This is a genomic window from Arenibacter echinorum (assembly GCF_003259375.1).
Lineage (GTDB): Bacteria > Bacteroidota > Bacteroidia > Flavobacteriales > Flavobacteriaceae > Arenibacter > Arenibacter echinorum.
This window is the reverse complement of record NZ_QLLN01000001.1, coordinates 870,566-891,559: the sequence shown is the minus strand read 5'-3', so window position 1 is coordinate 891,559 and position 20,994 is coordinate 870,566. Positions and strand designations below refer to the sequence as shown.

The window sequence follows — 20,994 nt, the reverse complement described above, 5'->3', positions numbered from 1 at the left end:
AATGAAAGATATTGCTGCTAATTCCAAAATATATTCATCAACCTGGTTGAAACATTTTGGTAATGGATTATTAGAAAATAAGTTCAATTTTATTGATAAAATATCATTTGTCAAAAACAAGATCCTTCCTATCTATATCAACGTTGGTAAGAACTTATCACTGGGTATATCATATTCAAAACCGTTAGATGGACCAGATGAAACTGCCAAGAAATTAAAGAATGGTGTAATTCTAATTTATCACGTTCCAACATATTACAGTCCTGATTTTTTAGACTATAACAATACTATCGGATTACACAAAATATACGATTCAACTGGGTATATAATCGATTTTAAATCTTTTGATAATTTGGATAGCTACCTTACGGCTACCCTAAGCCAAAGCCGGATTAAGAAAATACAGAGGAACAAAAGACTCCTGGAATCTAGGCATGATATTTCCTATAAATGGTATTATGGGGAAATCTCAGAAACCGAATATGAAAAAGTATTTGAATCGTTTCGCAAGTTATTGGAAAAAAGATATGACGATAAACAAGAATACAACCGTCATTTAAATGATCACATCTGGAATTTTTATCATGAACTATTTTTCCCGCTAATTAACACCAAAAATGCTTCTTTTTACATTATTTATAACGGCTCTGAGCCTATTTCAATTTGTTTTAACTACAATACACCGGATAGTATTAAGGGAGCTATATCGGTATTCGATATTGATTTTGCCAAATATGAAATAGGTAATATGTACTTAACCAATCAATTCGAAATATGTTTTGAAAACAACATTAGAATTTTCGATTTAGGGCTAGGAAATTACGGTTATAAAAATCGTTGGAGTACTGACACTTACACCTTGGACCATCATGTATTCTACAATAAAAATTCTATCATTTCCAGAACCTTGGCGAAAGGCATGCAGAAATACTTCCAAACAAAACTTGAACTGAAAAAGAAGGGGGTTAAAAATATATTTGTAAAGAATCAGAATGTACAAATAGAATAAAGCCTATTTTTTTGAAGTTTTACTTATCGATCCATACCCTAGGGCAATTTGGCAACTGTCAGGAATTATCAATCTTAGTAACTTAAGGAACCTAATATTAACAATTGTTGCCTTATTTAATTATCTGTTGTCATATTAAAGTAAATTCTTTTCATAGTTAAATCCAAACTATCAATAGAATAGGTGAAATTACCCTCGTTTTCAGGCTTTTTTAAAAATAATGACAAATTATTCTGATCTACGATACAATATATCATTGGATCGTCCTTTAATTCATCAAAGTCCATTACCTGATATGCAGTGGTATCACCTGGTAATAAATTATTAAACCTCATAGAAAATAAGGCCAAATTTGTAAGCTCATATGAGCTATTGTTTATCACCCTAATTTTAGTCTGCTCCTGCTTCTCAAGTACGGTATGACTTTCGCAGAAAATGAGAATAGAACATAGAAGTAAAAAAAATGAAGTTTTCATAATTTTGATTTTAATTCTTAATTATTTCTTTTCCAATATTACTTAAATATTAGTAACCAATTCCAATATTTAGGGTCCATTAGCCGTTACTCTAGTTATATAACAACTATTAAAACATTCTAACCAAGGGGAGAGTAAAATAAAATTAAAGTTAGTAAATTAACAGCAGCTAAAGAACCTATTAACTTTAAATAATTTGTTCCATATTATTAACTAATCAATAAACTTTAATCATTATTTCTACCTGAGGCGGCCATCATTATACTATAATTCCTGGTTAATAAATGAGATATAGCAATTATAAAGCCAAAGAAAATTTCTTCATATGCATTTGTTAAAAAATCCGTTTAATAAGCTTATTTTATTTGCAATTCTCTTTATAATTCCTTTGGCTGCTACAAGTCAGATTACTATTTCTGGAACTGTAGTTGTAAATGATGGCTCCGGAACGGCCGTAGCACAATTTGGGGTTCATGTTTATTGGCAGGATAGTACTGCCGTAGTTTTAACCAACAAGGAAGGGAATTTCAAAATACCATTTAACAACAACACCAAAAAACTTGTAGTTAGCCATCCGGGGTACCAAACAGATACCTTAGATGTCAATAGGCCAAATATTGGTAAAATATTACTCCAGAAAGAAATAAATCTGGAAGAGGTAGTAGTAAAAAACAACATAAAACCGCTACAAAAGTCATTGTTTGAAGTACAAAATGTTGTCACAGTGGACAGCAGGGAAATGCTAAAAGCCGCCTGCTGCAATCTTTCGGAAAGCTTTGAAACCAACCCTACCGTAGATGTTAACATTTCAGACGCAGTTTCTGGTGCCAAACAAATTCAAATGTTGGGCCTAAATAGTCCCTATCTCTTGTTTACCCAAGAAAACATACCCTCTATAAGAGGCGCATCCCAAATCTATGGTCTTTCGTTTATACCAGGATCTTGGATTGAAAGCATACAAATTACCAAAGGTTCGGGTGGGGTTCAAAATGGGTACGAAAGTATTTCCGGACAAATAAATTCCGAATTGGTAAAACCGCTTAGTGATAAGCTCTTATTTTTGAACATCTATTCCAATAATTATGAGAGGTATGAGTTTAACGGAAGATTCAACAAGAAAATTTCAGAAAATCTAGGAACAGGAATTTATGTCCATGGCAATTTAAGGAATGGGACCATAGACAACAATAATGACAGCTTTCTGGATACGCCTTTGGCCGAACAAATCAATTTAATGAACAGGTGGCAATATATGGACAGTGAAAAAGGCTGGGTAAGTTTTTTAACCCTTCATTATCTAAAGGACAAAAAAAATACCGGCCAGGTTAATTTTGTACCGGAACGGGATAAATTAACTACCAATCATTGGGGAAGTGAGGTACTAACTAACCGTTTGGACATTTCTTCAAAAGTAGGCTATGTTTTCCCGGAACTGCCTTATCAAAGTATAGGAATACAGACCTCATATAACATTCACGACCAAAATTCCTATTACGGTCTAAACCAATACAACATTAAGCAAAACTCATTTTACACAAACTTAATTTTCAACAGCATCATTAATAATACACAAAATAAAATAAAGGCTGGCATCAATTATAGTAATGACTATTATGATGAACAGGTGAATGGGCAAGACTTAGGAAGAAATGACAATACTATAGGATCATTTTTTGAATATAGTTATGATAGCTTGGAGAGATTAAGTTTAGTAGCCGGAATTAGAATGGATCACCACAATAAACTTGGCAACTTTATTACCCCACGTTTCCATATAAGATACTCACTTTGGGATAAGGCTAGTCTAAGGGGTTCTTTCGGCAAGGGTGTAAAAGGTGCAAATATATTTGCCGAAAATCAACAATTTTTCGCTTCGTCCCGAAGTTTGGAAATCATTGAAAACTCCGGTAAAATTTACGGTCTTAATCCGGAAGTTGCATGGAATTTTGGAATAAGTTTTATCCAAAAATTATATCTCTGGAATAGAGTCTTGGATTTTTCTGCTGATTTTTACAGTACACAGTTTCAAGATCAGGTGTTAATTGATTGGGAAGATCCTAGAAAAATATCATTTTATAATTTGGACGGTAAAAGTTATTCCAATAGTTTGCAAATAGATCTAAATTATGAATTAGTTCAAAATTTTGACTTAAGAGCTACCTATAAATATTACGATATTAAGGTTGATTACCGCTCGGGTAGTTTAACAAAACCTTTACAACCCCAACATCGTTTTTTCACCAATCTAAGTTATGAAACCCTTAGAAAATCGAATGGATCCCAATGGAGATTCGATTATACCCTTCACTGGCAGGGGGAACAACGATTACCCAATACAGCTTTAAACCCTAGCGAATACCAATTAGCGTCATTTTCACCTTCCTACGGTTTAATGAATACCCAGGTAACCAGAGTGTTTTCAAAGAAATTTGAAGTTTATATAGGTGGGGAAAATATCGCAAATTATACCCAGGAAATGGCTATATTAGGTAGTGATGACCCGTTTGGACCGTATTTTGATAGTACCATCCTATACGCCCCTGTTTTAGGAAGTACTTATTACGTTGGTTTAAGATATAAATTATAAATTATTGATATGAAAAAATTAATTATTTGCTTTCTATTGATTATTACTTCAGTACATGCCTATGCACAGGACAAAAATAAGAAGGTCTCCTTTGAGGTAAAGGGAAATTGTGCGATGTGCAAAGCAAGAATAGAGAAGGCGTCCCTTAAGGTCAAAGGAGTAAAATATGTAAATTGGGACATCCCTTCCAAACAACTGACTCTAATATTGGATGAGAATAAATGTACACCCCTAGATGTTAAAAAGGCTATTGCAAGGGTTGGTCACGATACTGATTCAGCTCAAGCAGATGATAACACCTATAATGACTTACCTCCCTGCTGTAAATATAGAGATCCGGCAAGTATTCATCTAGATCACGGTACAAAACACTAAGAAAAGAGAAATAATAAGGTGTCATTTCTTTTTAATTATAGTTCTTTTACACACCAATGGGTGTGTCTGTAAAATTAAGAATGTCTAGGTTTTAGTTTTATCATAAGAGGAAACCTATTTGAATAGATTGATCCCGGTTGTTTCCAAATAAATCTACTAGCCGGGGAGTCGTTTTTCTAAATATTAAACTTCAAAATCACACAAAGATAAATTACTCAATTAAAAAATAACTCGATATATCACCTACTCTTGCTTATTTAATTATAGTCTTGCAGACATGATTTTACGTAACAAGGATTAAACCTCCAAGTTACACAGTTATTTTTAATATTAGCTAGTTAGCTTTAAGTCTTCAATTATGGAGATCCCATTCATTTCGCTTCATAATGCTTGAGTATAAAGTTCCAGTATTTTTTTTTGAAAAGCCCAACGTACAGAAACAATATCTTATGCCTTATGCACAATTTTTTGTTAGACCTAAGTGAAGATTTATTGAAGAACGCTGTTATGCAATATATTTCATTGATTCCCTTTTCTACTAATCTCTTATAACAATGGTAGCGCAGATAGGGCGCTAGGTTTTTGCCCCTTTGTGCTTCAAAGGTATAAAGATTGTAAATATATGCCTGATCATCATTTAGTTTAAAGGTCCGATTCCTATAGATGAAATCCTCACATTTAGCGAACACTATGGCTACAATTTCACCCTTAGATTTTAAGCCCATGCACAAATGCCCTTCCCGAATTTCCTTCTCCAATGCACCTGGACGCTTTCCAAGAACTTTATTCAAGATACCTATTTCATCTGTTGTTACATCAACCACATTATAGCTGGCAAGATTATCCTTAATTTTTGGTTCAGTGCTGAGAGAAAATTCTTCCTTATCCCAATAATAAGGATAGAAATCCAGACCAAATCGGGTTATAAAGTTTCTTAAAGTAAGAAGGAATAGGCCATTTCGAATTCTATTTCGAATCATCAGAACCTTAAAATATTTACTTCTTTCAATATCCATAATTGACAATCATCAGTTCTAGGAAGTTAACCAAATCTACCATTGGTCATTTTTAAAATCATATTTATTATAAAGATACGCGCTCTATAAAATATTGTTGACCCTAAAAAAATTATTCTTTGTCAACCTATGACTTCTACACTAAAGAATAAAACTCCTTATTAGGCGCTTTCAGTGGCAGTATAAATAAGTGATATTCAATATATTAATTCGTATTTTACAACAAAAAACCTGAATATGAATCTCCAGCTCTTACAACGGAGTATTATTCTAATTGCGTATGTGCAATGTAAGTAAATTCGACAACTTTCAGAACACCTTTTTTAATTACCTCACGGCATGAGCAGTTCGTACGGTTTGGACTTCATATATTTAACCGGACATAAATGTATAATACCTATTTTTTAGTTAAGGCTAAAGGATAGTAAATGTAAATCATCAGTTTGCAAAAAGAAAGCGAAAATACAGAACTACCGCCCATAGTGAAAATAACTGCCCAATAGTTCCCAATATATTGAACCAGTACTTTATCGTTTCAAGACCAAGTCAAGCTTGAATACAAGACCGGTCAAAGCGAGATGTATTTAACGGCTATCTTATACCTGTTCCACCGATAGGTTGTTGGATTTTTATAAGCCAAACTTAGAGCGCCAGAGACACCGGCATCCCTACATGAGATATGACAACTAAATCAAACAATATCAGAAAAGAACTTATATTCCATTCTGATAGATTTTCACAATAAGCCATTTACAGTTTTACCAAGATCCTTAAAAATTATCATTGATCGATAAAACAAAGTATGAGAAGAAAAGGTAATTGTTGCGTTAACACATTAGCGGAGTCATTATTTAAAAGTTTAAAGGTAAAATAGGGTGTACAACCAAAATCACCATCTAAGGTCTACAGCAGAATTATCGGTATCTCAATAGATATAAATTTGGTACAACAGAAGAAGGAAACACTTTTCTTTGGAGTATACGATTAACAGGAAATTGAAATAAATTTGCACAATCCAAAAATAGCTGCATGACTCCTATCCCAAGGTCCATTATTTTGTTGCAAGTCCTATTATATATATTCTTGAAAATTAGACTTAATCTGGAATGTGCTTAATAAAGGTTGATTTTTAATTGTGAATCAAGATTCCTAATATCCCATACATTTATGACTTGATCCGGTATGTCCCTTCTATTTTCCATTTATATAATTAATAGAACATTTTTTGAATTCAAATACCTAGAGTTTCACAACCCTTTTGGCCAATAAAATTTCACCTTGACCATTTACGACTTGTATAACATATATACCAGCTGCTAGGCCGTAAAGATTATTTATTTCCAGAGTATCCGTATTTTGGAAAGATTCCTTTCTAATGGACATGCCCATCATATTAAATACTTCTATGGAACAATCCGTTTTTTTATTTAGATTGATCGTGATTTTATTGACAAAAGGATTAGGGAAAGTAGTCATAAAAACAGGGCTATCATCCTTATTATCCTCCTGCCATTCTACGATATTTTTAATATCCAGATGATCAAACGGCTTATCATTTACGACCAATGCGCCACTAGATTTTCCAGTAAGCCCAGAATTGCCTACATCTATCCTCGCAGAAAAAGTAGATCCACTTGCAGCCATAAAACCTGGCTTTAATTCAATGGTATTTAATGATTCTATTCTAGCAACACGACCAGAGGGCACAATAAACCCGTTATCTCCTGCTTCAATCAAAAACTGATAATAAAATACCTCTTCAGGATTGTAAGTGTTACTAACAATATAATTATCCAAGACCGCTAGCCCATTTCTGGCATAAAAAACACCCAAAACCCTACTATCAATAAGACTATTAGGATTTACTAATGGCAATGTCTGTCCATTGAAAACATAGGTTCCGTCATATCTCAACATAGAGGTCCTTATAAAGCCGGATGAACCAGGATTATTTGTTTCCCATTCCTGCCAAAGTCGATCAACATTGGTATGGTGCAAGTAAAAAACGGGATCCCTTGGTGAGGCACCGGTAGGCATCATTCCACCAGTCCATTCATGGGCACCAGCATGAACCCTACCTCTTTCCAAACGATTGGAATATGCATAAAATCCTACCGTTTGGGAATCCGGAGCAGGCCAGCTTGTCCCATTTATGCCTTGTATCACATTAACATTACCATCGCTTGTACCAGTTGTAACCGGTAAAGAACCGTTTCCTCCCAAGTTTCTCCCTAGGCTCCAATTCGCATTAAAGCTCCCCATTAAGTCTTGGTTCCACAATGTTGAATTTACAGACCTCTCCACAGAACTGTCCCAATATACTAAACTAATTCTTGGATTGACATTTTGCAAAGCCTGTTCCACCTCGAACATTTGTCTTCTGTGCCAAGCAAGAAATATATCCCGCTCCGGTTCATCCGGAAGGTTAAAATGTAAATCCAAACGCGTTGGATCAACGGTATTGTCAAAATTGAAGAAGTCGTTGTGAAAGGTTGCCAAATCATTGATCAAATCGCCACCCGATCTTAAAGCATAAAAGCCGTTCACCAATTCAATTTTTTCATATTGGGACATCTCCGTAAAGTTTTTACGTATACTTTGCCCCTCAACGTGAAAAACCGAAATTGCTAAAACAAATAATGCATAATATTTATTCATGATACATTATAATTTTCTAATTATTTCCTTTTATCAATCCTTCCAATTCCAACAATTTTTCGGACAATAATTGAATTTTCTTATTTTCGTTTTCTAACTTCATTATCTTCTTTTCCTGTTGGATCGCATATAACGTTAGTTCTTCTATTTTCTGAAGCAACTTTGCATTCATCTCCCCTAACATTATGCCGTTTAGCTCTACTTCCATAGCGCTAGGTATATTCTGCAAATGTCCCTTATCCAAAATATGTTGTTCAACTTCCTGCAAAGTTGGTAAGCCATAAGACTTAGTAAAGACAAAATCCGGCCAATTTTGGGATAATTCAACCTTTATTTCCTCAGCCACCACATTACCATCAACAGCTAGTCTATAGCCTTGGGTATTTGTAGTTCCGATACCTACATTTCTACTAGCAAACAAATCCCTTGCTGTCCAGTCAATGGTTGGTAAATTTGAGTTTGCTGAAGTATAATCTATTACGCCGCTGCCAGTTGTAGTAACATTGGTAGTATTACTAGCTGGGGAAACGTTGCCTGCTGCATCACTTGCCGTTACAGTAAAGGCATAGGAAGTATTTTGAGTAAGCCCGGTCACATTAAAAGTAAGGGCTCCTGTGGTGGTCCCAATACTGGCACCGTTCTGCAAGATATTGTATCCCGTAACCCCTACGTTGTCCGTAGAAGCGGTCCATGATAGGTTCGTGGTAGTAGTTGTAGTTCCACTAGCCGTTAAATTGCTTGGTGCAGTTGGTGCCTGACCATCGGCGGCCGTGAGGGTGGTGACATTTGCCGTATTACTAACCGGTGAAATGTTCCCTGCTGCATCACTTGCTGTTACTGTAAAGGCATAGGAAGTATTTTGGGTAAGCCCGGTAACATTAAATGTAAGAGCACCAGAGGTGGTCCCTATACTAGTACCGTTCTGCAAGATGTTATATCCAGTAACCCCTACATTATCTGTAGAAGCTGCCCAGGAGAGGTTTGTTGCGGTTGTTGTTGTTCCATTGGCAGCCAAATTACTTGGTGCCGTTGGTGGCTGGTTATCCGCCGCCGTGAGGGTGGTGACATTTGCCGTATTACTAACCGGTGAAATGTTCCCTGCTGCATCACTTGCTGTTACTGTAAAGGCATAGGAAGTATTTTGGGTAAGCCCGGTAACATTAAATGTAAGAGCACCAGAGGTGGTCCCTATACTAGTACCGTTCTGCAAGATGTTATATCCAGTAACCCCTACATTATCTGTAGAAGCAGCCCAGGAGAGGTTTGTTGCGGTTGTTGTTGTTCCATTGGCAGCCAAATTACTTGGTGCCGTTGGTGGCTGGTTATCCGCCGCCGTTAAGGTGGTGACATTTACCGTATTACTGGCGGGAGAAACATTGCCTACCGCGTCCCTTGCCGTAACTGTAAATGCATAGGAAGTATTTTGGGTAAGTCCGGTCACATTAAAAGTAAGTGCCCCAGTAGTTGTTCCTATGCTAGTACCATTCTGCAATATTGTATAGCCCGTAACACCTACATTATCAGTAGAAGCTGCCCAGGAGAGGTTTGTTGCGGTTGTTGTTGTTCCATTGGCCGCCAAATTACTTGGTGCCGTAGGTGGCTGGTTGTCTGCTCCGGACTGGGTAGTGACATTTGCAGTGTTACTTGCTGGCGAAACGTTGCCTGCTGCATCCCTTGCCGTTACCGTAAAGGCATAGGAAGTATTTTGAAAAAGTCCCGTTACGCTGAAGGTAGTAGCCCCATTTGTAGTCCCTATACTTGTACCATTCTGAAAAATGGTATATCCTGTAACCCCTACGTTGTCCGTAGAAGCGTTCCAATTTAAAGTAGTGCCTGTAGAAGTAGTTCCGCTTGCCACCAAATTCGTTGGTGCAGTAGGAGGTGCTGTATCGCTACCTGCAGGCAGTATGGAAACATTGTCTATAAATACGGTATTTCCAGCAGTATTCCCAGAAGCAGAAGTTCCATTATAAATAGTTATTCGAGGACTGGAGGAAGTTGCAGTAACATTAAAAACGTACTCCGTCCAATTCGTCTCTGTAATTACAGTTGTGGAAAACCCAGACATACCTGACCAATTGGCAAAAGCTGGAGCTGCAGGAACTGTGACTTGCGGCCCTTGCCTTGCCCAAATCCTAATAACATAATCTGTACCAACCGTTGCATTATAAGAATAATCCATACGATATCTGTTACCGGTATTGGACACCATTCTTATGGCAAAATTTCCCAGTTGGGGATTTGAATTATCCGAGCTGATTACCGCCGTGCCCGACCATCCTGTTGTGGTATTAGCTTCATTTGCAATAGAAGCTGCGTTGGATTGGGTATGCAAATCTTGGCCAATAGCCCCCTCCAAAAACATCAAAGAAAATGACAATAATAATAGTAGTACTTTTTTCATATAAAAGCTTGTTAAAATTGAAAGAACATAGAGAGGGAATTTGTAGCAAAATTAACATATTTTAAGACCTTAAAGTATTATAATCTATGAACTGCACTTAATTCCCTATAAATGGTAAAAAATAATGTATATCACTCATAAAAAGGTGACATAAAATCTCATGCATACAGATGGCTTCCAATTCTGGAATAGAAGCAGTTTCTCAATAGTTAGACCCTTCATAATTGATTATGTAATTCGCTGTCAAAATGGTGTTAATTTTATATTCCAAAAAAACCTTTATCAAAATATGGCATTTTAGAAGTTATATTGCCTAATGGGAAATATGTTACATTTATCGATTATATTTATTCTTTTGGCTAAAGTTCAATAGATTGATATACCCTATTTGTATCTTTAACAAATTAAATCTTACTCAAAAGTTATTTATGCTTAACACACAGCTTTTTAAAATTACTATATTACTCGTCTTTTTGGCCGGTTTTGTAGGTTGTAGTCCCGAAGATGGTACCGACGGCCTTAATGGCTCTAATGGTATAGATGGCAGTAATGGATTCAATGGATTGATCAAAACCTTAGTAGAGCAGCCAGGAGAAAATTGTTCCAATGGAGGTTTTAGCGTTCAGTCTGGTTTGGATGTCAATGCCAATGGTGCTTTGGACACCAATGAAGTAACCAGCACGGAATATTTGTGCAATGGAGACAATTCCAATATAACTTACCAATCCTATGTTTCATTGCTTAGTCAATCAGGGACGGAGAATCCAAGCTCCAATATCCTTGAGAATACTTTAGACTTAAACATTAGTTGGGTCAGGGAATCCCAGGGCAAATATGTGGGCACCCTGGATAAAACTATAACTATTGGAAAAACTGTTATTTTTTATACTACACCTACGACCCATACCGGGGTAAGAGGGGAATTGATCGGTAATAACCAAGTAAGGATAGAACTCCAGAATGGTATAAATGCCTTTATGGACAATTTCTCCAATTTATCCTTTGAATTGAGACAATATGAATAATCCCTATGGGATTGACCTTTTTATAAATTTATGATCATGAAGAAAAAATACATTGTACCTATAGCATTCCTCTTAGTCCTTTTTGGGTATGGCCAAGGAAATACCTACCCTGCTTCAGGAAATGTAGGTATAGGCACGCTAACACCAAGTTATAACCTTGAGGTGGCGGGATCTTTTAGTGCCTCGGAAATATTTGTGAATGGGGCAATCATGCAAAGCTCCCCGTGGTCTCTTAACGGCTCCAACACTTTTTACACCGCTGGCCGGGTTGGTATAGGCACTAATAATCCAGGTTTTGCCTTGGATGTGGTAGGTACTGTAAATGCAACAAATCTGTTGATCAACGGAAATCCACTTCCTGCATCGCCTTGGAGCCTTAACGGTCTTAATGCCTTTTACAATGCAGGACGTGTAGGAATTGGCACAAACAATCCTGGATTTGCCCTGGATGTGGCCGGGACCGTAAACGCAACAAATCTATTGATCAACGGAAGTCCACTTCCATCATCACCTTGGACCGTTAATGGTGTTAACACATTTTACAATGCTGGGCGAGTGGGGATCGGCACTAACAACCCGGGATTCACCTTGGATGTGGCGGGAACAGTAAATGTTTCCAACTTATTAATAAATGGAGCACCACTTCCAGCCTCACCATGGACAGTCTCGGGTTCTGAAACTTACTTTAATTCAGGCAATGTGGGTATAGGAACCAACAATCCTAATTTTGATTTGGATGTTGACGGAACCATAAATGCCACTACTTTTCTCCTAAATGGGTCACCGTTCTCAAGTTCTCCATGGACGGTATCGGGATCCAATGTGTTTTATAACGGCAGTGGCAGAGTAGGAATTGGTGTAACCAATGTTCCTCTTGGTTATGCATTAGCTGTGGATGGTAATGTGTTGGCTGAGGAAATTAGAGTGGAATTATCCCAAAATTGGCCAGATTTTGTTTTTACAAAAAATTATGATCTTCCAACATTAGAGGAGGTGGAGAGGCACATTTTAGATAAAGGTCACTTAGAGAATATCCCAAGTGCCGCAGAAGTTGAGCTGAACGGGATTAGACTGGGAGAAATGAATTCCAGACTTTTGCAAAAAATAGAGGAATTGACCCTATATGCAATTCAACAACAAAAAGAAATTGAGGAACTAAAGCTGGCCAATTCTAAATTTGAAGACCAAAAGGAGTCTCTACAATTATTGGCAAGTCGGTTAGATAAACTTGAAAAACTAATAATTGACAATAAATAGATTTACGTTATCCTAAATTTATATTCAGTTATTTCAACGGGTTCAACTTTTTATGGTTGAACCCGTTTTTTCGTTACTCTAAGAGCTATTGACATACTCCTGGCAACCTGTTAATTAATCATTTGACTAGTTTATAAACTGATTTTTATGATTTTGGAAGTGCCCTTTACAATAAAGGAGCCGGGCTCATTGGTCAATTTATAAATTTGGATATCTTTTGAATACTCAGAAGTGCTATATTGAAATTCGTATACCCCTTTTCTTAGTGAGCTATATTCTTCTTGATTCAAATTAATCAGTTCTGACTTGGCATTTTTAGGAAACAATGTTAATTCTGTTATTTTCATTTCCGGTTGGTCATTTTCCTGGAAATCGTTCTCTGAATTATTCTTTTTTAATACTTTTCTGATTCCGTCCTTAATAAATCTTAATTTTGGCCTCAACAACAATTCCTTCATTTTAATATTGGCCAATAATTTTGCCCCAAAACTATTTTTTGGATATAATATATAACGATCAAAATTAGTTATAACATTACAAAACTCTCGCTTATATCTTAGATCGCCCCTCATTAAATCAAAAATGGCGTAATTATTTTCAAGACACCATTCCAGTTGTTTTATAATGTCTATATAGCCCAGTCTAAATTTAGAATAGTCAATATCATATGACCTTATTTTGTTGACATAAACACTGGCAATATGATAGTTAAGACAAATATCAATAGGTCTGTTTTCATTATAAATGACATATAGGGAAGCTTCTTTTTTCAAGATCATCTCGAAGGTCCGTTCCTTATATAAATTCCATTCCTCCATTGCTTGATGTTTATCACCTCTTTGAGAAAATCTTTCCTCGATAAACTTTTTCAGATATTCAAACAGCAACTCGTACTCCTCCTTTGTTATTTCTCCAAAATATATTTTATAAGTTATATCAAAGCATTTTTCCAATCTATTGACCAACCCCCTTAATCTAGATCTACTCTTTGCTCCCATTTGGCTTTTTAAGTATTCTTGAACATCGGAACAACCTTCGAGATTTACATAAAAATCCAAAACGCTACTATTCAATATTTGATAAGAGTCATATTTTTCTTGAAATTCAATATTTACATAGGGCGGCACATCCTCCAAAATATGAATCCCCGATTTGGAATTATTCCCAATACTCTCCTGAGAATAAATGATTTTTTCTGGACTGTTTTTTAAATATACCTTATTAATGGAAGAACACTCGGTCTTTTTTTCATAGTATACCGAATCAAAAATGACACTTTTACTCATAATATTTTAAAGAATTGTAACCTAATAATTGAACTAGCACCAACGAATTTATTCAAGTGCATACTATTTATAGATTATTTGTTGGGCTTTATTTTTTCCAGCAATGATATAGGAATTATCTCTGTCCAATATCTTATAGACATTGAGAGTATTGGAATGCTCAGAATTAATGTATTGAAAGTCATATTGGATTTTTCGCAAAAAAGAATACTCGTCTGTGCTCGTATCTACCACAAGATGCTCCCCATATGATGTGTTGTCACCCAAATTTACCAATTCAATGTTAGAAGCTCCCGATTTTGATGATGCGCCCCCCTTTTCAGTAATTTTTTTAACTATTGCTCTAATTTTGGGCTTAATGGGCAGAATGTTTTTTTCCCTTAAATATATTTTGAAATTTATTACAGTCATTACGATATAGGCTGTTATTCTTTTAACAATATTTTTTTTATTGTACAATATGTGACACTCATACTGCTCTATAGCATTGCACCACAAACGCTTGTAAGCCAATTCCCCCCAACGCATATCAAACCTACTGTATCCGTTATTAAAACACCATTCCATTTTTTTCAAGACAGCTATATTACCAAGTCCGAATTTAGCATAATCAATATCATAAGATGTTATGGCACTGTCAAATATATTTTGATTTAGAAAGTTTAGGCCGATCACAATTGGTTTTTCACCATCAGAAATTAAAAAAAAAGCAGCCTTTTCATCCAATATTAATTGATAGGCATTTTCCTTATAAAATGTCCATTTTTTTAACGCAGAATGCCCTTCATTTCTTTGAGAAAACCTCCTGTTTATCATTATTTCCAATTGATCGAACAAGAAACTATATTTTTCTTTGGTTATTGAACCACAGTACATCTCATAGGTAATGTCAAAACAATTTTCTAATCTTCTAAGGCGACTTTTAATAGTTTTTATCACTCCTTTTGATAACTGCACCTTCATATACTCCTCAACATTAACATAACTCTCCAGATCTGCTGTAAAACATGGTATTGCCACAATTTTACAAAGATCAAAGGGAGAATTCTCCTTATCCACTTCAAGTTCAAAATATGGTGGAATATATTGTACTATGCATATGTCATTTAAATATTCTCCTGCATTTTCTGAGCTATTATTATTCAATATACTACCATTAGTTCTATTATGAACACTTTTGTAAAATGGGTATACAGAATTCCTTTCGAAAAACTCAAAACTAAAATTCAATTTTTTAAGCATGGGGAAACTTATTAATACATTTTAATATTGACAAAACCTCATATTATGGTAATTATCTATCATTTCAATCTATTATTAACGCTTAGGGAATGAACTTTTTTTAATTAATTTACATGCCGAACAATGAATTTCATACATAATCATTTTACAACTCCAATCTCCAGTCCCAGAATAATCATAACAACAATGAACCTATGGCATCAAGGAAAAATGGCTTAAAAAACAAGCTTTTGTAATTGTGATTTTCCAGCAATAATATAACTCATCCTATCATTGTTCACTCGATAAATATTTATATTGTTAGAATGTTCCGAATTACTATATTGAAAATTATACACTGGATTCCGCAAAAATTCAAATTTCTTATCTTCTAAACTCACCAAACTCAATCCGTCCTTAAAAGGAAGTTCGGTTAAATTTTCAATTTTAAAAGATGGTGAACTATTACTTTCAACATTTTGACTCGGTTTTTGCCTGCTTCTAAAACTAAGATTAAAAGGTAATATTTTATGTTGAAATAAGAATTTCTTAAAAATGATGAGTCTGGCAACCATAAATGCTATAGGCATAGCAATAAATAAGTTGTTATATACAACGTCGCACTTATATTCCTCGATAGCATTGCTCCATAGTCGCTTATAATATAATTCTCCCCAACGCATGTCTATTCTTTGGTAATCATTTTGAAAACACCATTCCATTTTTTTATAGACGGCAATATTCCCAAGACCAAATTTGGCGTAATCAATGTCATAAGAAGTTATGGCACTATCCAAGATGTTTTCAAAATGATAATTAAGATTTATTGATATAGGTTTTTTACCATCATAAATAACAAATAAGGAAGCTCTTGCCTTAAGAATTAATTCATATACATTTTCCTTATATAGATTCCATCTTTTTAGACCAACATGCTCCTCCCCCCTTTGTTTAAACCTATCCCTTATCATTCGCTCGAACTCCTCAAACAAAAACTTATACTCCAAATCATCAATAGCTCCATAATGAGTTTTATAACTAATATCAAAACAGGATTCAAGCCTTTTTATCTTGCTTAAAATATTCTTCCGATGCCTAGAGCCCAAATGTGATTTTAAATATTCATCGGCGTTTGCATATTGACTTAAGTCCATTATAAATCCGGTTCTATATTTAACCTGGAATGCCCTATACAATTTATTTCGATTGTCTATTTTGAAATCAAAATAGGGCGGAATCATATTTACCACACATACACATAGACCATTTTCAAATGCTTTTAATCCCTCCGTATTTTCATTATAAATGATTTGCCCATTAATATTATTAGTTAAACTTTCATAAAATGGTAAAATCGAATTTTTCTCAAAAAATTCGAAAAAGAAATTCAATCTTCTAAGCATGGGAAACTTTATTTAAACGAAAGGAATTTTTGAAATATCCTTTTATGGCATTATAGGGAAATTAAAACAGATTTAGACTGTAGAATAATAGGTAAATTGGTATTATACAAATAACTAAAACAATAATAGCATCTATATTCTTACAGGCATACTATTATGATCTCCCGTAACAATAATTTACAGCAAACATCGGTGGCTAAGTTACAAAATAAGTTTTTGCAATTTCCGTTTTCCTGCAATAATGTAGCTCATTTCCTCATTATCGAGGCTATAAACATCAATGTCGCTGGAATGTGCTGAATGGGTATATTGATAATTATATACTGGATTACGTAAAAACTGATATTCATTCTTACTTAAGTCTAAAGCCCTTATCTGATCATTGGAAGGAAGTTCCGCCATGTCTTCAATTCTAATTGCAGCTACAACGTCAACTTTGTCGACGGTTTCATTTTTTGTCCTATTCTTGCGTAAAAACTTTAATCTTAATTGCTGTAATTTGCTTTTTCCCATTGACTTTTTAATGTTCAAGTACTTTGCAATAGTAAAAGCGAGTATTAGATTTGTTGGGTTATTTTTGTTATAAACTACGTCGCATTTATACTCTTCGATCTTATTGCACCAAAGGCGTTTATACGGCAGATCCCCCCATCGCATATCCACCATCTTAATATCATTTTGAAAACACCACTCCAATTGTTTAACCAGGACAATTTGTCCCAAACCAAATTTAGAATAATCAATATCATAGGAAGGTATGGCAATATCCAGGATATTTTGATAATGATAATTCAAATTTATTACTATAGGTTTTTTCTGATCATATATTACAAATAGGGAGGCTCTTTTGTTCCGAATTAAATCATAAACACTTTCCTTATAATCATCCCATCTTTGAAAACCCACATGCTCGTCCCCTCTTTGCTCGAACCTACTGCCAATCATAAGCTCAAACTCCTGAAACAAAAACTCATACTCCGATTCATCTATTTCACCAAAGTAACATTTATAAGTTATATCAAAACAGGATTCCAATCGTTTTAAACGGCTTAAAATATTTCTCCTATTTTTAGATCCTAAATGTGATTTAAGGTACTCATCAGCATTGGGAAATGGACTTAAATCCATAATAAACCCAGTTCTAGGTTTAACTTGAAACGCTCTATATGAGGTGTTTTGTATATTTATTTTTGCATCCAAGTAGGGAGGAATAAAGTTTACAACAAACACCCCACTTTTCGACCCTACTATTTTTTCTATACTTTTATTGACACTAATTTGTCCATTAGTTCTATTGTTCACCTCTTCATAAAAAGGTAGTATTGAGTTTTTTTCAAAAAATTCAAAGAAAAAATTCATTTTTTTGATCATGGCATTGAATTATACAAATAAAAGGGAATCGTTTAAAAGGGTATTCAGTAGCACAAAATAGGCCTGCCTATTAGGTAACTAAAGCTTATAAATGATATTCTAAATTTGCTGATTTACAAAAAATATCTGCTGAATTTTATAAATCCAGGTTATATGTTAAGGTTTTCAGTTTTGATTTACCTTCAATGATGTAACTCATATTCTCATTATTAACGCTATAGATATTAATATCGCTGCTATGCTCTCCATGAAAATGTTGATAATTATATATTGGACTTCGTAAAAATTGAAATTCTTTTTCCCTTATGTCTATTGGTTTCAAAATATCCTTTGAGGGAAGCTCCGTCAGGTCTTCAATTCTATAAACAGGACCAGTGTCCATTGCTTCAGTGGGTTGGTTCTTTTTCATGCCCTTTGATAAAAATTTCAATTTTAAGGGCAGCATTTTGCGGTCTTCCAATATTTTTTTAACGTTTACGAACTTCGAAATTGCCAAAGCAAGCAACATATCGGTGGGGATATTTTTGTTATAAACTACTTCGCACTTATAATCCTCTATCACATTACACCAGAGTCGTTTATATGGCACCTCACCCCAACGCATGTCTACCCTCTTATAATTATTTTCAAAACACCACTCCAATTGTTTTAACAGAGCAATATTGCCAAGTCCAAATTTGGAATAATCAATATCGTAAGAAGACATGGCGCTATCCAGTATATTGTCGAAATGATAATTAAGATCTATTACAATAGGTTTTTTCTTGTCGTATATTACAAAAAGGGATGCTCTTTTTTTAAGTATTAAATTATAAACATTATCCTTATATAAATCCCATCTTTTATAGCCTACATGCTCCTGCTTCCTTTGTTCAAATCTCATTTTTATCATCCGCTCAAAATGCGAAAATAAAAACTCATATTCCGATTCACTTATTTCACCGTAATAAATTTTGTAATTTATATCAAAACAGGTTTCAAGTTTTCTAGCTCCAGCTAAAATAGTCTTCCTTTTCCTTGAACCTAGTTGTAATTTTAGATAATTGTCGGCACTGGTAAATCGACTTAAATCGATTATAAACCCAATTCTAGGTTTAATTTGAAATGACCTAAAGGGTGTGTTTTTCTTATTTATTTTTAAATCTAAGTAGGGTGGAATAAAATTCACAATACTTACCCTATTTTTAAATCTCCCTATTTCCTCTGTACTTTGATTAACACTAATCTCGCCATTAGTATTATTATTTACGCTCTCATAAAATGGAAATATAGAATCCTTTTCAAAAAATTCGAAATAAAAATTCAATTTCTGAAGTCTTCTGTGAATCATAACTCCGTTTATTTAATTACCGTTAATAATATTTAATTTGACCCTTTTGAAAAGTGTATATGGTTAAAAATTTAATCCGAGATAAATGTTCAACACTTATCCCGGATGTTCTTATTAGTTATTTTAATCATTATTAATTTCTAAGGGACATTTTATATGGCTCTTAGAATTCACTTTTAAAATGCCAGCACCTCAAACTCCGACCTTCTGTTTAGTTTGTGTTTAGATTCCGGACAGTAGGTATTATTGTCACAATCGTTCACCAATTGGGTTTCTCCATATCCATCACCAGTTAACCTTGAGGCATCTATTCCCTTCTTAGCTATCAAATAATCCAAGGTCTGTTTTACCCTCTTTTCAGATAACCATTGGTTGTACTTCTCGGCCCCTCTGGAATCGGCATGTGATCCCACTTTTAATGTCAATGAAGGATTTTCTTCCATCAGAATGGTCAACTTGTCCAACAACTCCATATATGGCTTGCTCAAGTATGAAGAGTTGAGACTGAAGTATACATTGCCCAAATCCTTGATTTTATTTTCCAACTCTGTCCTTCTTCTGTTCTCTGCATCCTTTCTAGCCTGCACTTCTGCAGCCAAACGCGCTTTTTCCTTTTCTTGGGCCAAACGCTCGGCCATAAGTCTAGCCTCTTCCTCTGCCTTCTTAGCAGCTGCAATAGAATCGGATACCCTTTGGTTTTCTTCTATCAACGCCAACTTCTCCAATCCTTTTTTGGACAATTCCTTTTCAATTCCAAACCTATATACCACTCCAGCGGAATGTTGTATCTGTTTGGTGGATCCTTCCTTAATTCCCCATTTTCCCATGGTATTAAAATTTAGACCCCATCGATCATTGAACCAGGTATTAATTCCAAAACCGGCATTTCCTGTTGTCCTGCCCACAGAGCCTATATCACTATAACCAGCACCAACCTGAAGAAATGGATCGAACCAGCCAGTTTCACCAATAATCTTATTAAGATCATAACTTATCATACCATCAATGGCGTAATAATCCCTCTCAACAGTATTAATTGCTCCGTCAACCTTTTTACCAATATCATATTTATTGTAAGAGCCTATGGCCTTTATTCCTAGTCCATTTTTAAAAAATCTACCGATACTTATTGAGGACGGATAAGGCAGTGCATTCCAGGTATCCTTAATATTTAGAAAATCCTTGCTAAACGGAGTAGCGGAATCATCTACAATATTATAGCCCAGTCCTAAGACCCATGAGCTGGTAACAACACTGTCCTTGGCGGTTAGTTGTAGTTCTTGGGCACCACTTAAATTAAAGGAAATAGCACATAAAAAAGTAATAGCAAACGCGTAGGTTTTCATAACATTGTAATTTTGGGATTCTTTATAATCTTTGTCCAAAGCTATGGCAATGTTAAATGGGTGCCATTTTAAATCTACAAAAAGCCTTAAAAATCGTTAAGCGGTTTCTTACAAAACACGCATTTGCGATTTCGAAATCCAAACATTTTTTCATCCAAGAAAACGGTATTTCAACCGACGAAATGGGCCTATAATAATACATAGGATAATTAAAGGAGTTTAAAATATCT

General features: G+C 34.8%; 15 protein-coding genes. 5 read left to right on the top strand and 10 right to left on the bottom strand.

The genetic code is table 11. From position 1 onward, the window contains the following. Position 1 precedes the first annotated feature (1 nt). The gene (locus tag LV92_RS03715; RefSeq protein ID WP_111622271.1) at positions 2 to 1,009 is read left to right on the top strand and encodes a GNAT family N-acetyltransferase; all 1,008 of its coding nucleotides are present in this window, start codon (positions 2 to 4) and stop codon (positions 1,007 to 1,009) included. A 116-nt stretch (positions 1,010 to 1,125) separates the two neighbouring features. Here the strand turns inward: LV92_RS03715 and LV92_RS03710 are convergent, their stop codons facing one another. Then, positions 1,126 to 1,485, bottom strand: coding sequence for a hypothetical protein (locus tag LV92_RS03710; RefSeq protein WP_072864031.1), 360 nt, complete (start codon positions 1,483 to 1,485; stop codon positions 1,126 to 1,128). Positions 1,486 to 1,810: 325 nt separating this feature from the next. On the opposite strand from LV92_RS03710, the gene LV92_RS03705 reads away from it, so the two are divergent. Both LV92_RS03705 and LV92_RS03700 read left to right on the top strand, forming a co-directional pair. Next, positions 1,811 to 4,072, top strand: a complete 2,262-nt coding sequence (locus tag LV92_RS03705; protein ID WP_111622270.1) for a TonB-dependent receptor — start codon at positions 1,811 to 1,813, stop codon at positions 4,070 to 4,072. 9 nt (positions 4,073 to 4,081) lie between these two features. Beyond that, entirely contained in the window at positions 4,082 to 4,447 is a 366-nt protein-coding gene (locus tag LV92_RS03700) for a heavy-metal-associated domain-containing protein (RefSeq protein ID WP_111622269.1), read from the top strand. 371 nt (positions 4,448 to 4,818) lie between these two features. On the opposite strand, the gene LV92_RS03695 is transcribed toward LV92_RS03700, so the two are convergent. The 3 genes from LV92_RS03695 to LV92_RS03685 all read right to left on the bottom strand — a co-directional run bounded on the left by LV92_RS03695 (position 4,819) and on the right by LV92_RS03685 (position 10,525). Further along, complete coding sequence (locus tag LV92_RS03695; RefSeq protein WP_111622268.1) at positions 4,819 to 5,463, bottom strand: GNAT family N-acetyltransferase; 645 nt, start codon at positions 5,461 to 5,463, stop codon at positions 4,819 to 4,821. Between the two features lie 1,239 nt (positions 5,464 to 6,702). Then, positions 6,703 to 8,121 carry a tyrosinase family protein gene (locus LV92_RS03690; protein ID WP_111622267.1) on the bottom strand — a complete coding sequence of 473 codons (1,419 nt, stop codon included), beginning with the start codon at positions 8,119 to 8,121 and terminating at the stop codon, positions 6,703 to 6,705. Between the two features lie 16 nt (positions 8,122 to 8,137). Then, positions 8,138 to 10,525, bottom strand: coding sequence for a fibronectin type III domain-containing protein (locus LV92_RS03685; protein ID WP_111622266.1), 2,388 nt, complete (start codon positions 10,523 to 10,525; stop codon positions 8,138 to 8,140). A 428-nt stretch (positions 10,526 to 10,953) separates the two neighbouring features. On the opposite strand from LV92_RS03685, the gene LV92_RS03680 reads away from it, so the two are divergent. Together LV92_RS03680 and LV92_RS03675 are read left to right on the top strand one after the other, a co-directional pair. Further along, on the top strand, positions 10,954 to 11,550 hold the full coding sequence (locus LV92_RS03680; protein WP_111622265.1) for a DUF7151 family protein: 597 nt from the start codon (positions 10,954 to 10,956) through the stop codon (positions 11,548 to 11,550). 36 nt (positions 11,551 to 11,586) lie between these two features. Continuing rightward, entirely contained in the window at positions 11,587 to 12,807 is a 1,221-nt protein-coding gene (locus LV92_RS03675; RefSeq protein WP_111622264.1) for a hypothetical protein, read from the top strand. 131 nt (positions 12,808 to 12,938) lie between these two features. Here the strand turns inward: LV92_RS03675 and LV92_RS03670 are convergent, their stop codons facing one another. From LV92_RS03670 to LV92_RS03645, 6 genes are all read right to left on the bottom strand, one after another. After that, entirely contained in the window at positions 12,939 to 14,093 is a 1,155-nt protein-coding gene (locus tag LV92_RS03670; RefSeq protein WP_111622263.1) for a GNAT family N-acetyltransferase, read from the bottom strand. Positions 14,094 to 14,156: 63 nt separating this feature from the next. Further along, the gene (locus LV92_RS03665; protein ID WP_170126276.1) at positions 14,157 to 15,323 is read right to left on the bottom strand and encodes a GNAT family N-acetyltransferase; all 1,167 of its coding nucleotides are present in this window, start codon (positions 15,321 to 15,323) and stop codon (positions 14,157 to 14,159) included. 227 nt (positions 15,324 to 15,550) lie between these two features. Further along, positions 15,551 to 16,717 carry a GNAT family N-acetyltransferase gene (locus tag LV92_RS03660; protein WP_111622261.1) on the bottom strand — a complete coding sequence of 389 codons (1,167 nt, stop codon included), beginning with the start codon at positions 16,715 to 16,717 and terminating at the stop codon, positions 15,551 to 15,553. Positions 16,718 to 16,918: 201 nt separating this feature from the next. Beyond that, complete coding sequence (locus LV92_RS03655) at positions 16,919 to 18,076, bottom strand: GNAT family N-acetyltransferase (RefSeq protein ID WP_170126275.1); 1,158 nt, start codon at positions 18,074 to 18,076, stop codon at positions 16,919 to 16,921. A gap of 148 nt (positions 18,077 to 18,224) precedes the next feature. Beyond that, entirely contained in the window at positions 18,225 to 19,418 is a 1,194-nt protein-coding gene (locus LV92_RS03650) for a GNAT family N-acetyltransferase (RefSeq protein ID WP_111622259.1), read from the bottom strand. A 176-nt stretch (positions 19,419 to 19,594) separates the two neighbouring features. Beyond that, a complete protein-coding gene (locus tag LV92_RS03645; RefSeq protein ID WP_111622348.1) occupies positions 19,595 to 20,764 on the bottom strand; it encodes an OmpA family protein in 1,170 nt (389 codons plus the stop codon). Positions 20,765 to 20,994: the final 230 nt, after the last annotated feature.

What these genes read in the sequence shown, in the direction of transcription:
- LV92_RS03715 (WP_111622271.1), top strand. Translation starts at nt 2, where the DNA reads ATGAAAGATATTGCTGCTAATTCCAAAATATATTCATCAACCTGGTTG.
- LV92_RS03710 (WP_072864031.1), bottom strand. Translation starts at nt 1,485, where the DNA reads ATGAAAACTTCATTTTTTTTACTTCTATGTTCTATTCTCATTTTCTGC.
- LV92_RS03705 (WP_111622270.1), top strand. Translation starts at nt 1,811, where the DNA reads ATGCATTTGTTAAAAAATCCGTTTAATAAGCTTATTTTATTTGCAATT.
- LV92_RS03700 (WP_111622269.1), top strand. Translation starts at nt 4,082, where the DNA reads ATGAAAAAATTAATTATTTGCTTTCTATTGATTATTACTTCAGTACAT.
- LV92_RS03695 (WP_111622268.1), bottom strand. Translation starts at nt 5,463, where the DNA reads ATGGATATTGAAAGAAGTAAATATTTTAAGGTTCTGATGATTCGAAAT.
- LV92_RS03690 (WP_111622267.1), bottom strand. Translation starts at nt 8,121, where the DNA reads ATGAATAAATATTATGCATTATTTGTTTTAGCAATTTCGGTTTTTCAC.
- LV92_RS03685 (WP_111622266.1), bottom strand. Translation starts at nt 10,525, where the DNA reads ATGAAAAAAGTACTACTATTATTATTGTCATTTTCTTTGATGTTTTTG.
- LV92_RS03680 (WP_111622265.1), top strand. Translation starts at nt 10,954, where the DNA reads ATGCTTAACACACAGCTTTTTAAAATTACTATATTACTCGTCTTTTTG.
- LV92_RS03675 (WP_111622264.1), top strand. Translation starts at nt 11,587, where the DNA reads ATGAAGAAAAAATACATTGTACCTATAGCATTCCTCTTAGTCCTTTTT.
- LV92_RS03670 (WP_111622263.1), bottom strand. Translation starts at nt 14,093, where the DNA reads ATGAGTAAAAGTGTCATTTTTGATTCGGTATACTATGAAAAAAAGACC.
- LV92_RS03660 (WP_111622261.1), bottom strand. Translation starts at nt 16,717, where the DNA reads ATGCTTAGAAGATTGAATTTCTTTTTCGAATTTTTTGAGAAAAATTCG.
- LV92_RS03655 (WP_170126275.1), bottom strand. Translation starts at nt 18,076, where the DNA reads ATGAATTTTTTCTTTGAATTTTTTGAAAAAAACTCAATACTACCTTTT.
- LV92_RS03650 (WP_111622259.1), bottom strand. Translation starts at nt 19,418, where the DNA reads ATGATTCACAGAAGACTTCAGAAATTGAATTTTTATTTCGAATTTTTT.
- LV92_RS03645 (WP_111622348.1), bottom strand. Translation starts at nt 20,764, where the DNA reads ATGAAAACCTACGCGTTTGCTATTACTTTTTTATGTGCTATTTCCTTT.